This window comes from Falsiroseomonas tokyonensis (genome assembly GCF_019024325.1).
Lineage (GTDB): Bacteria > Pseudomonadota > Alphaproteobacteria > Acetobacterales > Acetobacteraceae > Falsiroseomonas > Falsiroseomonas tokyonensis.
On the sequence record NZ_JAFNJS010000005.1, the window covers coordinates 315143 to 333271 of the forward strand.

General features: G+C 70.6%; 15 protein-coding genes. 9 read left to right on the forward strand and 6 right to left on the reverse strand.

Features of this window, described 5'->3' with window-relative positions:
- The first annotated feature begins 255 nt into the window (after positions 1–255).
- Positions 256–1386, forward strand: a complete 1131-nt coding sequence (locus J3S20_RS18320) for an OmpA family protein (RefSeq protein WP_216837950.1) — start codon at positions 256–258, stop codon at positions 1384–1386.
- Positions 1387–1444: 58 nt separating this feature from the next.
- Here the strand turns inward: J3S20_RS18320 and J3S20_RS18325 are convergent, their stop codons facing one another.
- Positions 1445–2728 (reverse strand): glycerate kinase type-2 family protein, encoded by a 1284-nt coding sequence (locus tag J3S20_RS18325; RefSeq protein WP_216837951.1) that lies wholly within the window; start codon positions 2726–2728, stop codon positions 1445–1447.
- A 78-nt stretch (positions 2729–2806) separates the two neighbouring features.
- Between J3S20_RS18325 and J3S20_RS18330 the strand changes: the two genes are divergently transcribed.
- The 4 genes from J3S20_RS18330 to J3S20_RS18345 all read left to right on the forward strand — a co-directional run bounded on the left by J3S20_RS18330 (position 2807) and on the right by J3S20_RS18345 (position 4951).
- On the forward strand, positions 2807–3112 hold the full coding sequence (locus J3S20_RS18330; protein WP_216837952.1) for a DUF1244 domain-containing protein: 306 nt from the start codon (positions 2807–2809) through the stop codon (positions 3110–3112).
- 166 nt (positions 3113–3278) lie between these two features.
- A complete protein-coding gene (locus J3S20_RS18335; RefSeq protein WP_209443290.1) occupies positions 3279–3581 on the forward strand; it encodes a DUF2312 domain-containing protein in 303 nt (100 codons plus the stop codon).
- Between the two features lie 33 nt (positions 3582–3614).
- Positions 3615–4259, forward strand: coding sequence for a flavin reductase family protein (locus J3S20_RS18340; RefSeq protein WP_216837953.1), 645 nt, complete (start codon positions 3615–3617; stop codon positions 4257–4259).
- Positions 4256–4951, forward strand: a complete 696-nt coding sequence (locus tag J3S20_RS18345) for an SDR family oxidoreductase (protein WP_216837954.1) — start codon at positions 4256–4258, stop codon at positions 4949–4951. Before J3S20_RS18340 ends, J3S20_RS18345 begins: the two co-directional genes overlap by 4 nt.
- Positions 4952–4960: 9 nt before the next feature.
- Here the strand turns inward: J3S20_RS18345 and J3S20_RS18350 are convergent, their stop codons facing one another.
- From J3S20_RS18350 to J3S20_RS18360, 3 genes are all read right to left on the reverse strand, one after another.
- A complete protein-coding gene (locus tag J3S20_RS18350; RefSeq protein WP_216837955.1) occupies positions 4961–6526 on the reverse strand; it encodes a calcium-binding protein in 1566 nt (521 codons plus the stop codon).
- 162 nt (positions 6527–6688) lie between these two features.
- Positions 6689–8422: an AMP-dependent synthetase/ligase gene (locus J3S20_RS18355; RefSeq protein ID WP_246602973.1), complete on the reverse strand. Its 1734-nt coding sequence runs from the start codon at positions 8420–8422 to the stop codon at positions 6689–6691.
- A 72-nt stretch (positions 8423–8494) separates the two neighbouring features.
- Entirely contained in the window at positions 8495–10561 is a 2067-nt protein-coding gene (locus J3S20_RS18360; RefSeq protein ID WP_216837956.1) for a methyl-accepting chemotaxis protein, read from the reverse strand.
- A gap of 126 nt (positions 10562–10687) precedes the next feature.
- Between J3S20_RS18360 and J3S20_RS18365 the strand changes: the two genes are divergently transcribed.
- Together J3S20_RS18365 and J3S20_RS18370 are read left to right on the forward strand one after the other, a co-directional pair.
- A complete protein-coding gene (locus J3S20_RS18365; protein WP_343215247.1) occupies positions 10688–12544 on the forward strand; it encodes a M3 family oligoendopeptidase in 1857 nt (618 codons plus the stop codon).
- A gap of 64 nt (positions 12545–12608) precedes the next feature.
- On the forward strand, positions 12609–13934 hold the full coding sequence (locus J3S20_RS18370; protein WP_246602975.1) for an ABC1 kinase family protein: 1326 nt from the start codon (positions 12609–12611) through the stop codon (positions 13932–13934).
- 39 nt (positions 13935–13973) lie between these two features.
- Here J3S20_RS18370 and J3S20_RS18375 read toward each other — a convergent pair whose 3' ends face one another.
- A complete protein-coding gene (locus tag J3S20_RS18375; protein WP_216837958.1) occupies positions 13974–14975 on the reverse strand; it encodes a Bug family tripartite tricarboxylate transporter substrate binding protein in 1002 nt (333 codons plus the stop codon).
- A gap of 101 nt (positions 14976–15076) precedes the next feature.
- On the opposite strand from J3S20_RS18375, the gene J3S20_RS18380 reads away from it, so the two are divergent.
- On the forward strand, positions 15077–16030 hold the full coding sequence (locus J3S20_RS18380; RefSeq protein WP_216837959.1) for a TAXI family TRAP transporter solute-binding subunit: 954 nt from the start codon (positions 15077–15079) through the stop codon (positions 16028–16030).
- Positions 16031–16035: 5 nt separating this feature from the next.
- Here the strand turns inward: J3S20_RS18380 and J3S20_RS18385 are convergent, their stop codons facing one another.
- On the reverse strand, positions 16036–16806 hold the full coding sequence (locus J3S20_RS18385; RefSeq protein WP_216837960.1) for a DUF3891 family protein: 771 nt from the start codon (positions 16804–16806) through the stop codon (positions 16036–16038).
- 166 nt (positions 16807–16972) lie between these two features.
- Between J3S20_RS18385 and J3S20_RS18390 the strand changes: the two genes are divergently transcribed.
- Positions 16973–18121, forward strand: a complete 1149-nt coding sequence (locus tag J3S20_RS18390; protein ID WP_216837961.1) for a Re/Si-specific NAD(P)(+) transhydrogenase subunit alpha — start codon at positions 16973–16975, stop codon at positions 18119–18121.
- Positions 18122–18129 lie beyond the last annotated feature (8 nt).

Consider the following 18129-nt stretch of genomic DNA (forward strand, 5'->3'; position numbering starts at 1 on the left):
GTGGGGTCGCGCATGGCGCTAAGTTAGCATCAATAAGCGACAGGGGCCAGATGGCGAATTTTACTTAATATAAGTAAGCTATGGGGCGCGCCTTGGGGTCGCCTTCACCCACTGCGTCCTTCCTGCCACACCCCTCCCGGAAATTTTTCGTCCCTGCCACCTTTTCCAGGGAACCCGCGTTGGGGTGGCCAGGACGCTGCTGCCGGACCCTCCACCCCCGGCGCGGAATGGCTCGTCCAGCCAGGAGAATAGGTTATGAATATCCGGAATGCGCTGCTCGCGACGACCATGTTGCTGCTGCCGCTCGGTGCCGCCCAGGCCCAGCAGGTGAGCGGCATTTATATTGGCGCCGGCGCGGGCGTGAACTGGCTGCAGGACGCGAATATCAACGCGACGGGCACGCTGGCCGATACGCTGCGCGCGCGCGGCAACACCACCGGCGGCGACGTGTCCTTCGACATGGGCTGGGTGGGCGTGGTCAGCCTGGGCTACGGCTTCGGCAACGGCCTGCGGACCGAGATCGAGGGCAGCTACCGCGAGAACGAGGTGGACACCATCAGCGGCTTCCGCGGCGCCGGCCAGGTCCGCGCCTCCGGCACCGCGCGCAGCTACGGCGTGATGGCCAATGCCCTGTATGACTTCGACATCGGCGCCAATTTCGGCGGCGTGTCCTTCATGCCGTATGTCGGCGTCGGCGCCGGCTATATCTGGCGCGAGTTCGACGGCGTCCGCGCCAATGTTCTCGGCGGCAGCGTGAACAGCGACGGCACCGATGGCCGCTTCGCCTACCAGGCGATCGCGGGTGTCTCCATGCCGCTGACGCAGTATGCGCCGGGCCTGGCGCTGACCGCGGAATACCGCTTCCTCGGCACGCTGGAGCATGACATCGACACCAGCTCGGGCGGTGGGTCCTTCTCCGTGGCCCGCACCGGCACGAAGTCAGAGAACTACAACCACTCCATCCTGATCGGTCTGCGCTACGCCTTCGGCCAGACCAGCCCGGCCCCGGTGGTTGCCCCGGCCCCCGCGCCGATGCCCGCCGCCGCCCCGGCGCCGGCCCGTACCTACCTGGTGTTCTTCGACTTCGATCGCGCCGACCTGACCGACCGTGCCCGCCAGATCATCGGCGATGCGGCGCAGAGCGCGACCAGCCAGCGGGTGACGCGCATCGAAGTGGCCGGCCACGCCGACCGCTCCGGCTCGCCGCAGTACAACCAGCGCCTGTCTGAGCGCCGCGCCGGCGCCGTGGCCTCCGAGCTGGAGCGCCGTGGCATCCAGCGCAACCAGATCAGCGTCCAGGCCTTCGGCGAGAGCCGCCCGCTGGTGCCGACCGCCGACGGTGTGCGCGAGCCGCAGAACCGCCGCGTGGAAATCGTCCTGCGCTGAGCAGGACCTTCGTCCAGGCGACCGGGCCGGGGGAGCAATCCCCCGGCCTTTCTTCGTTTCAGGCCACCAGCACGGCCCGCAGGTCGTTCACATTGGTCAGGGTTGGGCCCGTGACCAGCAGATCGCCCAGCGACTGGAACAGGGCGTAGCTGTCATGCCGGCCGAGCAGCGCGCGGGGGTCCAGCCCGGCAGCGCGTGCACGGGCCAGGGTATCGGGCGTGGCGATGGCGCCCGCATTGTCCTCCGACCCGTCGATCCCGTCGGTATCCCCCATCAGCGCCCAGATGCCCGGCGCACCAGCCAAGGCCACGGCGCAGCCGAGCAGGGATTCGCCGTTGCGCCCGCCGCGACCGCCACCCTCGGGCCCGATGGTCACCGTGGTCTCCCCGCCCGAGAGCAGGATGCAGGGGCCGGGCAGGGGGTGGCCATGGGCGCGGGCGGAGAGCGCGATGCCGGCCAGGGCCTTGCCCAGCTCCCGCGCCTCGCCTTCCAAAGCATCGCCGAGGATCAGGGGCGCGAGGCCCAGTTCGCGGCCCTTGGCGGCCGCGGCTTCCAGCGCCATGCGGGGCGTGGCGATGAAGCGGTAATCCACCTGGCCCAGGCGCGGATCGCCAGGTTTGGGCGTTTCCTCGGTCGCTGCGGCCAAATGCGCGACCACCGCCGGCGGCAGCTCCATCCGGTAATGCGCGACGAGCCCGCGCGCCTGTTCGAAGCTGGTCGGGTCCGGCACGGTGGGGCCGGAAGCGATGGCGGCGGGGTCATCCCCCGGCACGTCCGAGATCGCCAGCGTCACCACCCGCGCCGGCGCCGCGGCCAGCGCCAACCTTCCGCCGGAAAAGGCGGATAGATGCCGGCGGATGCAGTTCATCTCGTTGATCGTGGCGCCGGAGGCGAGCAGGGCGCGGTTCACGGCCATCAGCTCGTCCAGCGTCAGCCCCGGCGCCGGCAGGGTGGTCAGCGCCGAGCCGCCGCCGGAGACCAGGAACAGCACCAGGTCGCGCTCCGTCAGCCCCGCCACCGCGTCCAGCAGGCGTTGCGCCGCTTCGGCGCCGGCGGCATCGGGCACGGGGTGGGAGGCTTCCAGCACCTCGACCCGGCTTGTGGGGTAGCCATGGCCGTAGCGGGTGACGACCAGGCCGGCCAGCGCCTGGTCGGGCCAGGCCGCCTCCACCGCCGCCGCCATCACCGCCGCCGACTTGCCGGCCCCCACCACCACCACGCGGCCGTCCCGCGGCGGCTCCGGCAGGTGGCGGGCCAGCACGATGCGCGGGTCGGCGCTTGCCACGGCGGCGGCGAAAATCTCCTGCAACGCCGCGCGGGCGGTGGCATCGGTCCAGGCCATCTCGGTCTCCCTCTTGCCGCCAGTATGGCGAAGCGGGGCGGGATGGACCATCTAGCGGGGAAGTTCAGGAGGACCCCGATGCCCGAGATCGACGCCGCCACCCAGACCGAGCTCGAAGCCGCCGCCTTCCGCCGCCTGGTGCAGCATCTGCGCGAACGCAGCGACGTGCAGAACATCGACATGATGAACCTGGCCGGCTTCTGCCGGAACTGCCTCTCCCGCTGGTACCGCGAGGAAGCCGCGACCAAGGGCGTGACCATCACGGACCCGGAGGCGCGGGAGATCGTCTATGGCATGCCCTACAAGGAATGGCAGGCGCTGCACCAGAAGGAGGCGACGGCGGAGCAGAAGGCGAAGTTTGCTGCGGCTAATCCCGGGCATTGAGGTCGGGGAGGGAAGCATTCCCTCCCCAAGCCTCGCCCCAAAGTCCCAAAAATAGATGAGGGGTCCGGGGAGAATACCTTCTCCCCGGCCTTGCTTCCTCCCGTTTGCGCCACCCCCACCCCAGCGCTATACGCCGCGCCTCAACTTCGTGCCCCGGAGGCCTTCGATGAGTGATTTCGACGCGCAGGAGGCCCAGGCCAGCCGCGACCGCCAGGAGAAGGACCCGGATCCCGAGGTCGGCGGGATTGCCGTTGACCGCCTGCGCTCGATCATCGAGCGGGTGGAGCGGCTGGAGGAGGAGCGCAAGGCGCTCGCCGGCGACATCAAGGACATTTTCTCCGAGGCCAAGTCGGCCGGCTTCGACGTGAAGGTGATCAAGCAGATCATCTCGCTGCGGAAGAAGGAGCCGGCGGAGGTGGAGGAGCAGGAGACGCTGCTCGATCTTTACCGCCGCGCGCTGGGCATGTAGCGGAAGGCCGTCCAGGGACAGAGGGGCGGCGCGATGTTCTACGAACCGAAGCACGGCAAGCGGGGCCATGGCCTGCCCTTCGACCCGATCAAGGCCATCGTCGCGCCGCGGCCCATCGGCTGGATCTCCAGCCTGGACGCCAAGGGCCGCCCGAACCTGGCGCCCTACAGCTTCTTCAACCTGGTGAAGGGGCAGCCGCCGATCGTGGTCTTCGGCAGCGAGGGGCTGAAGCACTCCGCCGCCAATGCCTTCGAGACGCGCGAATTCGTCTTCAACCTGGTCACCCGGCCGCTGTTCGACGCGATGAATATCTCCTCCGGCGCCCATGCCGAGGGTGAGAACGAGTTCGAGGCCGCGGGCCTGACCATGGCGCCGTGCAACTTCGTCAAGGCGCCGCGCGTCGCCGAAAGCCCGGCCAGCTTCGAATGCAAGGTGCTGCAGGCGATGGAGCTGCACGACCTGGACGGCAATCCGACCGACGGCTTCATGGTGCTGGGCCAGGTCGTCGGCATCCATATCGACGAGCGCTACATCGTCGATGGCCGCTTCGATGCGGTCGCCGCCCAGACCATCGCCCGCTGCGGCTATCGCGACTACAGCCAGGTGACCGAGATGTTCGAGGCGCTGCGCCCGACCGATGGCGGCGCCTTCACGCCCACGACCAGCGACCGCACGTGAAGACCGCGATCATCACCGCGGCCGGCCGGGGCATCGGCGCGGCGGTGGCGCGGCGCCTGTCGGCCGACGGGTTCCGCGTGGCGGTCATGTCGCCCTCCGGCAATGCGGAGAAGCTGGCGGCGGAGCTGCCGGATGCGCTGGGCGTCACTGGCTCCGTCACGGAACCCGCCGACCTGCAAAGGCTGGTGGACGGCACGCTGAAAAAATTCGGGCGGATCGACGCGCTGGTGAACAATGCGGGCCACCCGCCCAAGGCGCCGCTCTTCGACCTGACCGATGACCAGTGGCATGCCGGCTTCGACATGGTGATGCTCTCAGCCATCCGCGCGCTGCGGCTGGTGTTGCCGGGGATGAAGGCGCAGGGCGCGGGGTCCGTCGTGAACCTGTCCTCCTATGCGGCGCTGGAGCCGGAATCGGATTTCCCGGCGACCACGCTGCGCGCCGCGCTCGGCGCCTGGACCAAGCTGGCGGCGGATGAGCTGGCGCCGGCGGGCATCCGCGTGAACGCCGTGCTGCCCGGCTTCGTCGACAGCCTGCCGGAGAAGGAAGCCCGCCGCGCCCGCATCCCGCTCGGCCGCTACGCGCGGGCGGAGGAGATCGCGGCGGCGGTGGCCTGGCTGGTTTCGGACCAGGCCTCCTATGTCACCGGGCAGAGCCTGCGCGTCGATGGCGGGCTGACGCGGCACGTATGACGCGCCGCCCTACAGCACGAAGTCAGCGGCGGTCAGCGTCACTGTCGACATGATCTGGATGGCGAAGTCGGCCTTGCCGTCGCCATTCACATCCGCCTGCACCTGCGTCGTCGCGCCCATCGCCTCGAACCGCAGCTCTCGCGCATGGTTGCCGAAGGCCGCATCGCCGATGAAGGCGAAGGCCTGGTTGCCCGACACGGTCGTATCGGCGTCGATCGACCAGAGGTGGAGGCGATCCCCCTCCGCCTGGTTGAAGTCGCGGATGCGGTCGCGTCCTGTGGCGGCCACCGTGCTGTCGCCGATCGAAAGATAGCGGAAGGTATCGGCCTCGGCGCCGCCGAACAGGAAATCCGCCCCGGCGCCGCCCACCAGCCAGTCCTTCCCCGCTTCGCCATACAACCGGTCGATGCCGCCCTGGCCGCTGAGCGTGTCGCCGCCGCCGCCGCCGCTCAGCGTCTCGGTTCCCCCCGTGCCCGTCAGCGCATCGTCGAAGTTGCCGCCGCGCACGGCCTCGAAGCCCGAGAAGCTGTCGCCCTCGGCGCCGCCTTCGGCCTGGCCGGTCGCCAGGTCCACCGTGACCGCCACCGACGCATCGGTGTAGGAGAGGATGTCGAGGCCGGCGCCGCCCTCCATCAGGTCGGCGCCATCGCCACCGATCACCAGGTCGTCGCCATCCCCGCCCAGCAGCGTGTCCTCGCCGGCATCGCCGCCCAGCGTATCGTCCCCGCCACCGCCCGTGATCGAATCCAGACCTGCGCGACCGAAGAGCATGTCGGCCGTCGCGCCGCCCAGGATCGTGTCGTCGCCGTTGCCGCCATCCACTTGGCCGAAGGTCTGGCCGAGCGTGGCATCGAAGACGTCATTGCCGGCGGACAGATAGACATTGCCGTCGATGGTGCCGGTGTTGATCACGTGCTCGGCGCCGGCGCCACTGACCAGGGCGGAGTAACCCTCGGTGGCCGAAATCACGCCCGAATTCAACACATCCGAAGCCTGGCCAGCTGCGCTGCCAATCGTGATCGCGGTGCCCTGGACAGAGGCGATGGTGCCGGTGTTGACGATGCTGGCACCACCGGTGGAGACCTTGACCGTCTCGCCATTCCACCAGCCCCCGTCATCCGAACCGATGCTCTGGATCAGCCCGCTATTGTTCAGCTCGAGCCTGTTGCTGGACAGGATGCCGCCGCCGGCCGTGATCTCGCCGCTGTTCAGCACGAGGCCGTAGCCGGTCATGCGGACGCCGTAGTCCTCGGCCTGGATGTACCCGGCATTGGTCACGTGGTGGAAGCTGCCTTGCAGGTAAAGCCCGTTGGCCCCGCTGATGATGCTGCCATCCGTGGTGACGCGGATATTGGCGCCGCTGCCGGTGTTGATGCCATTGCCCAGCGCCGTGAAGATGTCGCCCGACAGCATCACGACCACCTCCTCGGTGCCGTTCACGCCGTGGCTGCCAAGGCCGGTGGTGGCCAGGACGGCATCGGGTCCGACCATGAGCGTGTCGTAGCTGCCGAGCTGGTAGACCGGCGCATTGGACGCGTTCGTGGTCTGGTCGGCATTGGTGAAGATCGTCGCCATGCTGGCATTCCCCGTAAGGCTGAGCGGCGGCCGAGGCCGCGATGCCGCCGTTCTAGGGGTCTTCCATGTCGAACATGTTCCGCCGCCACGTCGCGCCGTGCTGCGGCGGAGGAGATACGGCGCAGCCTATGTCGCGTCAGGCACGCCCGGTTTCGCCGCGTTTCACCGCTTGGTGAGGCTCTCCACCGCCGCCGCATGCTGCTGCAGCACCAGCCGCCGCTTCACCTTCATGGTCGGCGTCAGCAGGCCGTTCTCCACGGTGAAGGGCTCCACCACCGTGCTGGCGCGGATGCGCTCGATGTTCGAGAGCTTGCCGTTCACCCGGGCGATGGCGGCCTGCACCTTCTCCGCCGCGCCCTCGGCCGGCACCACCAGCGCCACGATGGCGGGGCGGCCCTCGCCGGCGACCACCGCCTGGGCGATCTCGGGCTCGGCCATCAGCAGGCCTTCCAGCTTGGCGGGGCTGACCATGTCGCCGCCAAGGGTCTTGATGAAGTCCCGCTTGCGGTCGGTGATGCGGATATAGCCGTCCGTGATCTCGCCCACGTCGCCGGTGTGCAGCCAGCCGTCGATCAGGGCGCGGGCGGTGCTCTCGGCGTCGTTCCAGTAGCCGTCCATCACCAGGTCGCCGCGCACACAAAGCTCGCCATCCTCGGCGATGCGCGCCTCCACCCCCGGCAGGGGCGGGCCCACGGTGGTTCGGCGGTTTTCCCAGGGCGGGTTCACGCTGATGACCGGGCCGGCCTCGGTCTGGCCATAGCCCTGAATGACGGGCAGGCCGAAGGCGAGGAAGAAGCCCGAGAGGTCCGGGTCCAGCCGCGCCCCGCCCGAGACCAGCGCCAGCAGCTTGCCGCCGAAGCGGTCCCGGATTTTTGCCCCGACCAGCCGGTCCAGAACGGCATGCTGCGCGCGTTCGAACAGGGAAAGCCGGCCGTCCAGCCGCTTCAGCCCCAGCGCCAGGGCGCGCGCAAACAGCTTGGCCTTGAACCCGCCGTCCTTCTCCACCTGCGCCTCGATCCGCCCCCGCAGAACCTCGAACAGGCGGGGCACGGCGGTGATGACGGTGGGCTGCACCTCCTTCAGCTCCGCCGCCAGCCGGTCGGCGCCGCGCGAATAGACCACCTCCAGCCCCGGCGAGGGCAGCAGGAAGCCGCCCACCGTATGCTCGTAGCTGTGCGACAGCGGCAGGAAGGAGAGGTAGGGCGTGCCGTCCAGGTGCAGCCGCGTCGCGATCCGGGCCACGCCCTCCCGGTTCGCCAGCATGGCGCGGTGCGGCAGCATCACCCCCTTGGGCAGGCCGCCGGTGCCGCTGGTATAGACGAGGCAGGCCAGGCGCCCGGGCGGAATCTGCTCCGCCTCCGCCGCCAGCAGGTCGAGGTCGGCGGGGGTGGCCAGCGCCGCGTCCCAGTCCAGGCAGCCCTGCGTGCCGGGCTCCATGCAGACCAGCTTTTCCAGAGTCACCCCGCGCTGGGCCGCGCCCTGCAGCACGCGCTCGGCCAGCTTGCCGGTCGAGACGATGGCGAAGCTGGCGCCGCTATCGGCCAGGATGTGGCCATGATCGGCGACGGTATTGGTGGTGTAGGTGGGCACCGTCACGGCGCCGATCGCCATGATCGCGGTATCGGCGATGGGGAATTCCGGCCGGTTTTCCGAGACCAGCAGCACCCGGTCGCCGGGCGAAACGCCCTGGGCCCGCAGGAAGGCGGCCAGGGCGGCGACGCGCTGGCCGAATTCGCCCCAGCTGGTGCGCTGCCACCCGCCCTGCCAATGCCGCAGCATGGGCCGGCCGCGCCAGCCGCGCGCCAGGTCCAGCATCATATGCGGCAGGCTGTTCCAGCCCCGCGCTCCGGCGCTTTCCATCCCCGACAGGCTCTCCCGGTATTGGGGCGGGATCATGCCATGCGGGCAGGCCTGGGCCAAATCGCCGCGCGGCTCCGGCGGGCCGCGCGCGGGGCAGGGGCGCCGATATCAGGCCGCGCGCAGCTCCACCATGAAGCGGCCGACCTCCGCCCGCAGCTTCTCCGCCTGGCGCGACAGCTCGCTGGAGGCGGCACGCACTTCATCCGCCGCATGGCCGGTGCGTTCGGCATCGGCATTCACGCCATTGGCGTGGTCGGCCGCTGCCGCGGTGCCGCGGGCGGCCTCGGTCACCGCCCGGTTGATCGCCTGGGTCGCCTCGGCCTGCTGGCCGGCGGTTTCCGCCACCTGGCTGGTCGCCTCGCCCACCGCGGCGATGATGCGGGCGATGTCGGAAATGGCGGCCACGGTGCGGCTGGTCTCGGCCTGCATGGCGTTGATCTGGCCGCTGATCTCGTCGGTGGCCTTGGCGGTCTGCGCCGCCAGCGCCTTCACCTCCCCCGCCACGACGGCAAAACCCTTGCCGGCCTCCCCGGCACGGGCCGCCTCGATGGTCGCGTTCAGCGCCAGCAGGTTGGTCTGGCCGGCGATATCCGTGATCATCTGCACCACCGCGCCGATCCGGTCCGCGGCCTCGGACAGGCTGCGCACATTGCGATCGGCCTCCTGCGCCGCGCCGGTGGCAGCGCGGGCCTGGTCGGCGCCGTGGCGGATCTGCTGGGTGACGGCGTTGAAGGACGCGGCGAGCTCCTCCGCCGCGCCGGCCACCGTCTCCACGCTGCCATTGGCGCGGGAGGCGGCATCGGCCACGGCGGCGGCATGGGCGCTGCCATCGGCGGCGATGCCGGCCATGCCATGGGCGGTGGCATCCAGCTGGGTGGAGGCCGCGGCCACCGCTTCCAGCATGCTGCCGGCCTGTTCCTCGAACTGCCGCAGCAGCGCATCCACCCGTTCCACGCGGGCCAGGCGCTGCGCCTGTTCGCGCGCCCGCGCCTCGGTTTCTGCCACCCGCTCCAGGGATCCGGCGCGCAGCGTCTCCACCGCCTCCGCCATCTCGCCCAGCTCATCGGTCCGGCCGCGGCCGGGCACCGCCAGCGTCAGGTCGCCGGCGGCAATGCCGCCGACGCTGGCGGTCAGCGCGCGGATCGGCCCGACCAGCCGGCGCAGCAGCAGCACCGCGCCGCCCAGCGCGGCCACGAAGCACAGCGCGGCAAGGCCGATGGCCAGCGCCAGGCCGGTCTGCGCCTCGGCGATGCTGCGATCCGCGATCGCGGCAGCCTCATCCAGCGCGGCGTCGCGCAGCACCAGGATTTCCGCCTGGGCGGGACGGGACCAACTGCGGAATTCGGCGAAGCTGGTGGTCCAGGGCGTCTCCGGCGCGGCCAGGCGCTGCCGGGCGGTGGCCACCTGGCGGCGCCAATGCGGCTCGTTCTGCTCAACGAAGCTCTGCTTCTGCGAGGCGAGCGCCGCTTCCAGCGCGGTGGAGGCGGTGCTGGCCGCCAGCAGGCGCTGCACCGAGGTCCAGGCCTGGTCAACGCCGGCGGTCAGCGCCTCCGCCGTCTGCACCGCCTGCGGCGTCACCGCCGTGCCGCTGAGCCAGGTGGAGATCAGCGCATTGCGGCGCCCAGCCTGGTCGCGCATGTCCATGACGGTGGAGGAGGCCTCGATCAGCAGCGCCAGTTCCGGCGCCGTGCGGGCCACGTCCCGCGCCGCGGCGGCGGAAACGCCCAGCAGCGTGGCCACCGCCGCATTGCGCGCGGCGGTCCCGGCGGCGGGCAGGGCGGCATCGCGGCGGTCCGCCGGCAGGGCCAGGGCCTGGTCGACCCGGGCCCGGAAGGCCGCCAGCTGTTCCGCCACCCGGCGCACCGCGGCCGCATCCAGCCCGGCCCGCGCGGCGCTGGCGCTGCTCGCCTCCAGCAGCCGGATGGTGGCGGCGGCATCGCCGGCCACCTGGGTGCGGTTCGGATTGGCCTCCCGCAGCACGCTGCTGTAGCCGCCGATCTCCACCGCCACGGCGCTGACCGCCCGCTGCGCGTCGCTCGCCGCCTGCAGCGCGGCCACCGCCTGCTCCGTCCGTCCCATATCCCGCGCCGCGCCCGCCGCCAGCCAGAGCGAGGCGATCAGCCCCGGGATCGCGACCAGGCAGAAGCCCAGGATGAACATGGTTCGGATGCGCATGCGGAAACCTTCTGGTAGCCGGCCAAGGCCCGCAGTCTGGGGCCGAATGGTTGCCAATTCCGAAGCATCACGCCCAATTGCCGGCTGCCCGTTGGCCTCGCGCCGGGGCGGGCTATATGCAGAGGCGTGACCCAGAACAGCGCCCCCGCATCCCTTCCCGATTCGTCCCACGCCGCGCCGCTTCCGGCCTGGGACCTGTCCGACCTCTATGCCTCGCCGGGCGATCCGCGGCTGCAGGCGGATCTCGACCGGGCGGAGGCCGAGGCCAAGGCCTTCCATTCCGCCCATGCAGGCCGCCTGGCCCATTCCTCAGGCGATGCCCTGGCCGCGGCCATCGCCACCTATGAGCGGATCGAGGAGGTGCTGGGTCGGGCCATGTCCTATGCCCAGCTGTTGTTCTCCGGCGATGCGCAATCGGCCGAGAATGGCCGCTTCTACCAGACGGTGCAGGAGCGGGTGACGGCGATCAGCAGCCACCTGCTGTTCCTGACGCTGGAGATCAACCGGCTGGAGGATGCGGCGCTGGAGGCGAAGCTGCGGCAATCCGCGGCGCTCGCCCGCTGGCAGCCCTGGCTGCGCGACCTGCGGGTCTTCCGCGCCCACCAGCTGTCCGACGAGCTGGAAAAGCTGCTGCATGAGAAGGAGGTCACCGGCCGGTCCGCCTGGAACCGCCTGTTCGATGAGACGGTGGCGGGCATGCGCGTGCCGGTGGGGGGCGAGGAGCTGACCGTCTCCGCCGCGCTGAACAATCTTTCGTCCAGCGACCGCGCGGTGCGTGCCGCGGCCGCGCAGGGCGTCTCGGCGGCCTTTGGCGAGCGGGTGCGGCTGTTCTCGCTGATCACCAATACGCTGGCCAAGGACAAGGAGATCATTGACGGCTGGCGCCGCTACCCGCGCCCCACCTCCGCCCGCAACCGCGCCAATATGGTGGAGGACGAGGTGGTGGATGCGCTGGTCTCCGCCGTCTGGTCCAGCCTGCCGCGGCTGTCGCACCGCTACTACGCCATGAAGGCGAAGTGGCTGGGCCTGCCGAAGCTGCAGCACTGGGACCGCAACGCGCCGCTGCCGGAGGATACCGACAGCACCATCCCCTGGCCGGAGGCGGTGGACCGCGTGCGCGCCGCCTATCGCGCCTTCAGCCCGGAGCTGGAGCGCGTCGCCGCGCCCTTCTTCGAGAAGCCCTGGATCGACGCCGCGCTGCGCCCCGGCAAGGCGTCGGGGGCCTTCGCCCATCCGACGGTGCCGAGCGCGCATCCCTATCTGCTGCTGAACTACCACGGCAAGGCGCGGGACGTGATGACGCTGGCGCATGAACTGGGCCATGGCGTGCACCAGGTGCTGGCGGCCCGGCAGGGCTACCTGATGTCCTCGACGCCGCTGACGCTGGCCGAGACCGCCAGCGTCTTCGGCGAGATGCTGACCTTCCGCGCCGTGCTGGATGCCGAGACCGACCCGAAGAAGCGGCGCATGCTGCTGGCCGGCAAGGTGGAGGACATGCTGAACACGGTGGTCCGCCAGATCGCCTTCTACCGCTTCGAAACGCTGCTGCACGATGAGCGCCGCAAGGGCGAGCTGTCGCATGAGCGGATCGGCGAGATCTGGATGCAGGTGCAGACCGAGAGCCTGGGCCCGGCCTTCGACTTCACGCCGGACTACAGCGTCTACTGGGCCTATATCCCGCACTTCGTGCACACGCCCTTCTACGTCTACGCCTATGCCTTCGGCGATTGCCTGGTGAATGCGCTGTATGGCGTGTTCCGGGAGGGGCATCCGCGCTTCCAGGAGAAGTACCTGGAGATGCTGAAGGCCGGCGGGACGAAGCGGCACAAGGATCTGCTGGCGCCCTTCGGCCTCGATGCCTCCGACCCCGCCTTCTGGAACAAGGGGCTGGACGTGATCTCGGGCTTCATCGACGAGCTGGAGCGTGCCTCCCAGGACGACCAGGCCGCGCGCCCCGACGCGCCGCTCAAGAGGGCTGGCTGAACCGATGCCCGATAACCGGCCGGCCGATCGCAAGGAATCCACTCTCTTCGGGGAGATGCGGCGCATGGTGCGCACCTCCGGCGCCGTGGGCGGCATCGCCGCGCGCGTGGCGGGGGAGCGGTTCCTCGGCATCAAGACCGACAAGACCGCGCATGCGGAGGATCTGAAGCAGATCCTGGGCGGGCTGAAGGGCCCGCTGATGAAGGTGGCGCAGTTCCTGTCCACGGTGCCGGAGGCGCTGCCGGAGGAATACGCGCAGGAACTGGCCACGCTGCAATCCAATGCCCCGCCGATGGGCTGGGCCTTCGTGCGCCGCCGCATGCAAGGCGAACTCGGCCCCGCCTGGCAGTCCCGCTTTACCAGTTTCAGCCAGGAAGCGGTGGCGGCCGCCAGCCTCGGCCAGGTGCATCGCGCGACGCTGCCGGATGGGCGGGATGTCGCCTGCAAGCTGCAATACCCGGACATGCCGAGCGTGGTGGAGGCCGATCTGCGCCAGCTGAAGATGGCGCTGAACCTCTATCGCCGCATGGACAGCACGCTGGACAATGCCGAGGCCTACCAGGAACTTTCGGCCCGGCTGCGGGAGGAACTCGACTACGAGCGCGAGGCCAGCCACATGCGGCTGTACGGCGCCATGCTGGCCGGCACGCCCGGCGTCGCCGTGCCCACCGCGGTGCCGGAACTGACCACCAAGCGCCTGCTGACCATGTCCTGGCTGGAGGGCCGCCCGATCCTGCGCCGGCTGGAGGAAGACCCGCCGGAGGAGGAGCGCAATGCCTATGCCCGCGCCCTGTTCCGCGCCTGGTACGTGCCCTTCTACCGCTACGGCGTGATCCACGGCGATCCCCACCTCGGCAACTACCAGGTGCGGCCGGATGCCGAGGTGGGGCATGGCGTGAACCTGCTCGACTTCGGCGTGATCCGCATCTTCCCCGCCAGCTTCGTCACCGGCGTGGTGATGCTGTACGAGGCGGTGCGCGACGACGACCGCGAGAAGGCCGCGCATGCCTATGGCATCTGGGGTTTCCGGAACCTGTCCAAGGAGACGATGGAGGTTCTGAACCTCTGGGCGCGCTTCCTGTACGAGCCGTTGGTCGAGGACAAGGTCCGCTCCATCACGCCGTCCGACGACCCCAGCTATGGCCGCAAGGTCGCCCAGACGGTGCATGAGGGGCTGAAGCGGACCGGCGGGGTGAAGATCCCGCGCGAATTCCCGCTGATGGACCGCGCGGCGATCGGCCTGGGCAGCGTCTTCTTCCGCCTCAAGGCGCAGGCCAATTGGCACCGGCTGTTCATGGAGCTGGTGCACGACCATTCGGAAGCCGCGGTGGCCGAGCGCCAGCGCGCCGCGGTGCTGGCCGCCGGCGTGCCGGACAGCCTGGTAGGCTGACCCGGAAGGCGCGCCCCGGCGGGGCGCGCTCCCCGAGGGTCAGTCCAGCGTGGCGCCCGAGGCTTCGACCAGCCCCTTCCAGAACTGCTCCTGCTCCTGCAGGTAGCGGCCATAGGCGGCCGGGCTCTCGTCCCAGACCGGGGTGAAGCCCAGCGGCTCCATCCGCGCCTTGAAATCATCCGAACGGGCGATCTGCACCAGCGCCTCATGCAGGCGGTTGACGATCGGCTCCGGCGTACCGGCCGGCGCGTTCACCGCGTACCAGCTCTGCATGTCGATGCCCTGGTTCGGGAAGAGCTCCTTCATGCTCGGCACCTCGCGCAGTTCCGGCACATAGGTCACGCGATCGGCGGAGCCCACGGCGAGCGCCCGGAAGCGGCCCTCCCGCACATGCGGCATCAGCGCCGGGATCACGTCGAACATCATGTCGATATTGCCAGACAGCAGGTCCGCGATGGCGGGGCCGCCGCCGCGATAGGGCACATGGGTGATCTCCATGCCCGCCGCGGCGTTGATGCGCGCCAGCGTCAGGTGGCTGACCGTGCCGGCGCCGGAGGAGCCCATGGTGACGGCGCCGCGTTCGCGCTTCGCCGCGGCCACCAGGTCCGCGAAGCTGCGCCAGGGCTTGTCGGCATTCACCACCAGCAACACCGTTCCCGTGGTCACCCGCGTCACCGGCGTCAGGTCGCGGATCGGGTCGAAGGGCATGGAGCGGCGGAACAGGAACTTGTTGGCGGCCAGGATGGTCGCCGTGCCGAGCAGCACGGTGTAGCCATCCTTCGGCGCCTTCGCGACCACGTCGCCGCCGATATTGCCGCCAGCGCCGCCGCGATTGTCCACGGTGATGGTCTGGCCGAGGATCGGCTGCAGGCGCTCTGCCAGCAGGCGGCCGGTGATGTCCACGGCGCCGCCGGGGGCGAAGGGCACCACGATGCGGATCGGCCGCTGCGGCCAATTGCCCTGGGCGAGGGACGGGGTGGCCAGCGGCAGGGCGGCGGCGGCGCCGAGCAGGGTCCGGCGCGACAGGGGGGGAAGTTTCATGCAGAGGCTCCGAGGGAAATGATGATCCGGCCAGTCCAACGCCCGGCGCTGGCAAATGTCGATGGCGCGCCGCATGCTGCCTTTTCCAGAAGGAATCCGCCATGCACCGCCGCACCCTGATGCTCGCTGCCCCCGCCATCGTGGCAGCCTCCGGCGCCCGGGCACAGGCCGCCCCGCTGCCCTTCTACACCGCCGGGCCGGGCAGTGCATTCCTGCCCTATGGCGAGGCCCTGGCGCGGTTCCTGTCCCCCAGGGGCGTGGCGGTGGAGGTCCGGCGCTCCGCCGGCAGCCTCGAGAACCTTCGGCGCGTGGAGGATGAGCCGGGCGCCATCGGCACCGCCTTCCTCGGCAGCGTGGTGGATGCCCTGCAGGGCACGCCGGCCGCCGGCGGGCGGCGGCATCGTGCGGTGCGCGCGCTGTCCCCGATGTATGAGACGGGCTTCATGGCCGCCGCGCCGCGGGCCCGCGGCCTGGTGCGCTTCGCCGACCTTGCGGGCCGGAAGGTGGGCTGCGGCCCGGCGCGCGGCCCGGCCGAAACCTTCTTCCGCGCCGCAGCCGAGGTCGCTGGCATTTCCGCCGAGATCGTCTCCGGCGACAGCGCACCGCTGGCCGAGGCCGTTCTGCGCGGCGAGATCGATGCGCTGTGGCAGGGCGCCGTCTTGCCGATCCCGGCGCTGGTCCGGGTGGCGGATGGCGTGGACAGCGTCATCATCGGGCCGGGAGAGGAGATTGCCCGCGGCGTCGTCGCGCGCCTGCCCCACCTGGCGCCGCTGACGGTTGCCGCCGGCACCTATCGCGGGCAGGACGCCCCCGTATTCTCCTTCGCCGCCTGGAATTTCGTCATCGCCAATGCGGCGCTGCCGGAGGAGGTGGCCTATGCCCTGACCCGCGCGGTCCTGTCGTCCAGCGATCCACGTCGGGAGATTTCCGCGGCCGCTGCCGGAACACGGGCGGAAAATGCCGGAACCAACCGGGTGCTGACCTTCCACCCCGGTGCCGCGCAGGCGCTGCGGGAGGCGGGCGCGGCGGTGCCGGAGATCGCCGCGCCGGCCTGACGACCTCAGCCCGGCACGAGGCGGGCCGAGACCGGTTGCACCGGGGCGGCGGCCAGGTCGGCGCGCATCGCCGCCTCATCGGTCCATTGCGCGCCGGCCGGCAGGCGGCGGGCGCGCCAGGTCAGCGTCACCTCCGCCAGGCGGAAGGGCCAGGGGGCGATGGCGATGCTGCCATTGCCCTCGCTCAGCGCCAGCTTCACCGAGCTGCCATCCGCCATGGGCGCGGTGCCGACGCCGCCGATGGTCTCGATGCCCCCGCAGACCGCCAGGCTCAGCGCATCCGTCACCGCGACAAGTGCCGCGGCCGTCTGCACCTGCGCCTCCGTCGCGCCGAGATGGGCGGCCAGGTCATGCTGCACCACGGCCTGTTCCGTCAGGTAGCGTTCCGCCGCCTCGGCATCCTCCCGGTCCAGCTGGTGGCGGTCGGCGTAGCTGCCGTAGATCAGGCTGCCATGCCGGCTGACCAGCAGTGCCACCCAGGGGCCCCAGCTGGCCAGCGCCCGGGCCACGCCGGCGGCCCACATTGGCGCATGGGACCGGGCGCCGACGGCGCGGAAGACATGCGGGCGGCCGGTGGTGGCATCCAGCGTCGGCGCCGCCTCCCAGTCCATCCAGGCGACATCGTGCTGGGCGCAGGCGGTCGCCACCTCCTCGAAGGGGTCGAGGGCGGCGAAGCCGGGCGCGCCCCAGGCGCGGGCGAGTTGGCCGGAGACCAGCGCATGCATGGGCTGGCTGATCGCCAGGGTGGAACCGTCGGGCAGGTCGCGGAGGAGCATTCGAGGAGGATGGGCGCCGGCCCGGGGGCCGGCAATCCCCGTTTCGCGGCCGTTCCGCAGCCCGCCGGAACGTGGCGTCCTTGCAAGACTTGCAACACGCCTTCATATGGCGCCGACTTCGGAAGCTAAGCAAACGGGTGCCGGAAGCAGGTAGGGGGTCGCATTGATGCGCGTTGCGGTATTGCGCGAAAGGCGTGGGGCGGAGACGCGGGTGGCCGCGACGCCGGAGACGGCGAAGAAGCTCATCGCCATGGGTTGCACCGTGGCGGTGGAGGCCGGCGCCGGCCTCGCCTCGGGCTTCCCGGACAATCTCTATGCCGAGGCGGGGGCGGAGATCGCCCCGGATGCGGCCAGCGCCCTGGCCAATGCCGGGCTGGTGCTGAAGGTGCGCGCCCCGCTCGGCACCGGGGAGGGTGAGGTGGACGAGCTCGCCCTGATCCCGCGCGGCGCGATCCTGGTCGGCACGCTCGGCGCCAACCGCGCCATGGCCGAAACCTATGCGCAGATGGGCATCGAGGCCTGTTCCATGGAGCTGCTGCCGCGCATCACCCGCGCGCAGTCGATGGACGTGCTGTCCTCCCAGGCCAACCTGGCAGGGTATCGCGCTGTGATCGAGGCGGCCGACGCCTTCGACCGCGGCTTCCCCATGCTGATGACGGCCGCCGGCACCATCCCCGCCGCCAATGTCTTCATCATGGGCGCGGGCGTCGCCGGCCTGCAGGCCATCGCCACCGCGCGCCGCCTGGGCGGCCGCGTCTCCGCCACCGATGTGCGGCCGGCGGCGAAGGAGGAGATCAAGTCCCTCGGCGCCACCTTCGTCGGCTATGAGGATGAGGAGAGCAAGGCGGCGCAGACCGCGGGCGGCTATGCCAAGCAGCTCTCGGCCGAATTCTACGCCAAGCAGGCCGAGGTGGTGGCCGCGCATATCGCCAAGCAGGACATCGTGGTCACCACGGCCCTGGTGCAGGGCCGCAAGGCGCCGATCCTGGTGAATGAGGCGATGGTCGCCTCGATGAAGCCGGGCAGCGTCATCGTGGACATCGCGGCCGATGCCGGCGGCAATTGCGCCGCCACCGTGCCGGGCGAGATGACGGTGACCGGCAACGGCGTGAAGATCCTCGGCTACCGCAACTGGCCGGGCCGGATTTCCGGCGCCTCCTCCGCGCTCTATGCGCGCAACCTGCTGACCTTCCTGACCACCTTCTGGGACAAGGAGGCATCGAAGCCGGTGCTGAAGGAAGACGATGACATCGTGAAGGGCGTGCAGCTGACCCGCGGCGGGGCCGTGGTGCACGCCTCGCTCCCGGCCGCCTGAGGAGATCG

Coding starts and splice junctions, on each gene's coding strand:
- J3S20_RS18320 (WP_216837950.1), top strand. CDS start 256: ATGAATATCCGGAATGCGCTGCTCGCGACGACCATGTTGCTGCTGCCG.
- J3S20_RS18325 (WP_216837951.1), bottom strand. CDS start 2,728: ATGGCCTGGACCGATGCCACCGCCCGCGCGGCGTTGCAGGAGATTTTC.
- J3S20_RS18330 (WP_216837952.1), top strand. CDS start 2,807: ATGCCCGAGATCGACGCCGCCACCCAGACCGAGCTCGAAGCCGCCGCC.
- J3S20_RS18335 (WP_209443290.1), top strand. CDS start 3,279: ATGAGTGATTTCGACGCGCAGGAGGCCCAGGCCAGCCGCGACCGCCAG.
- J3S20_RS18340 (WP_216837953.1), top strand. CDS start 3,615: ATGTTCTACGAACCGAAGCACGGCAAGCGGGGCCATGGCCTGCCCTTC.
- J3S20_RS18350 (WP_216837955.1), bottom strand. CDS start 6,526: ATGGCGACGATCTTCACCAATGCCGACCAGACCACGAACGCGTCCAAT.
- J3S20_RS18355 (WP_246602973.1), bottom strand. CDS start 8,422: ATGATCCCGCCCCAATACCGGGAGAGCCTGTCGGGGATGGAAAGCGCC.
- J3S20_RS18360 (WP_216837956.1), bottom strand. CDS start 10,561: ATGCGCATCCGAACCATGTTCATCCTGGGCTTCTGCCTGGTCGCGATC.
- J3S20_RS18370 (WP_246602975.1), top strand. CDS start 12,609: ATGGTGCGCACCTCCGGCGCCGTGGGCGGCATCGCCGCGCGCGTGGCG.
- J3S20_RS18375 (WP_216837958.1), bottom strand. CDS start 14,975: ATGAAACTTCCCCCCCTGTCGCGCCGGACCCTGCTCGGCGCCGCCGCC.
- J3S20_RS18380 (WP_216837959.1), top strand. CDS start 15,077: ATGCACCGCCGCACCCTGATGCTCGCTGCCCCCGCCATCGTGGCAGCC.
- J3S20_RS18385 (WP_216837960.1), bottom strand. CDS start 16,806: ATGCTCCTCCGCGACCTGCCCGACGGTTCCACCCTGGCGATCAGCCAG.
- J3S20_RS18390 (WP_216837961.1), top strand. CDS start 16,973: ATGCGCGTTGCGGTATTGCGCGAAAGGCGTGGGGCGGAGACGCGGGTG.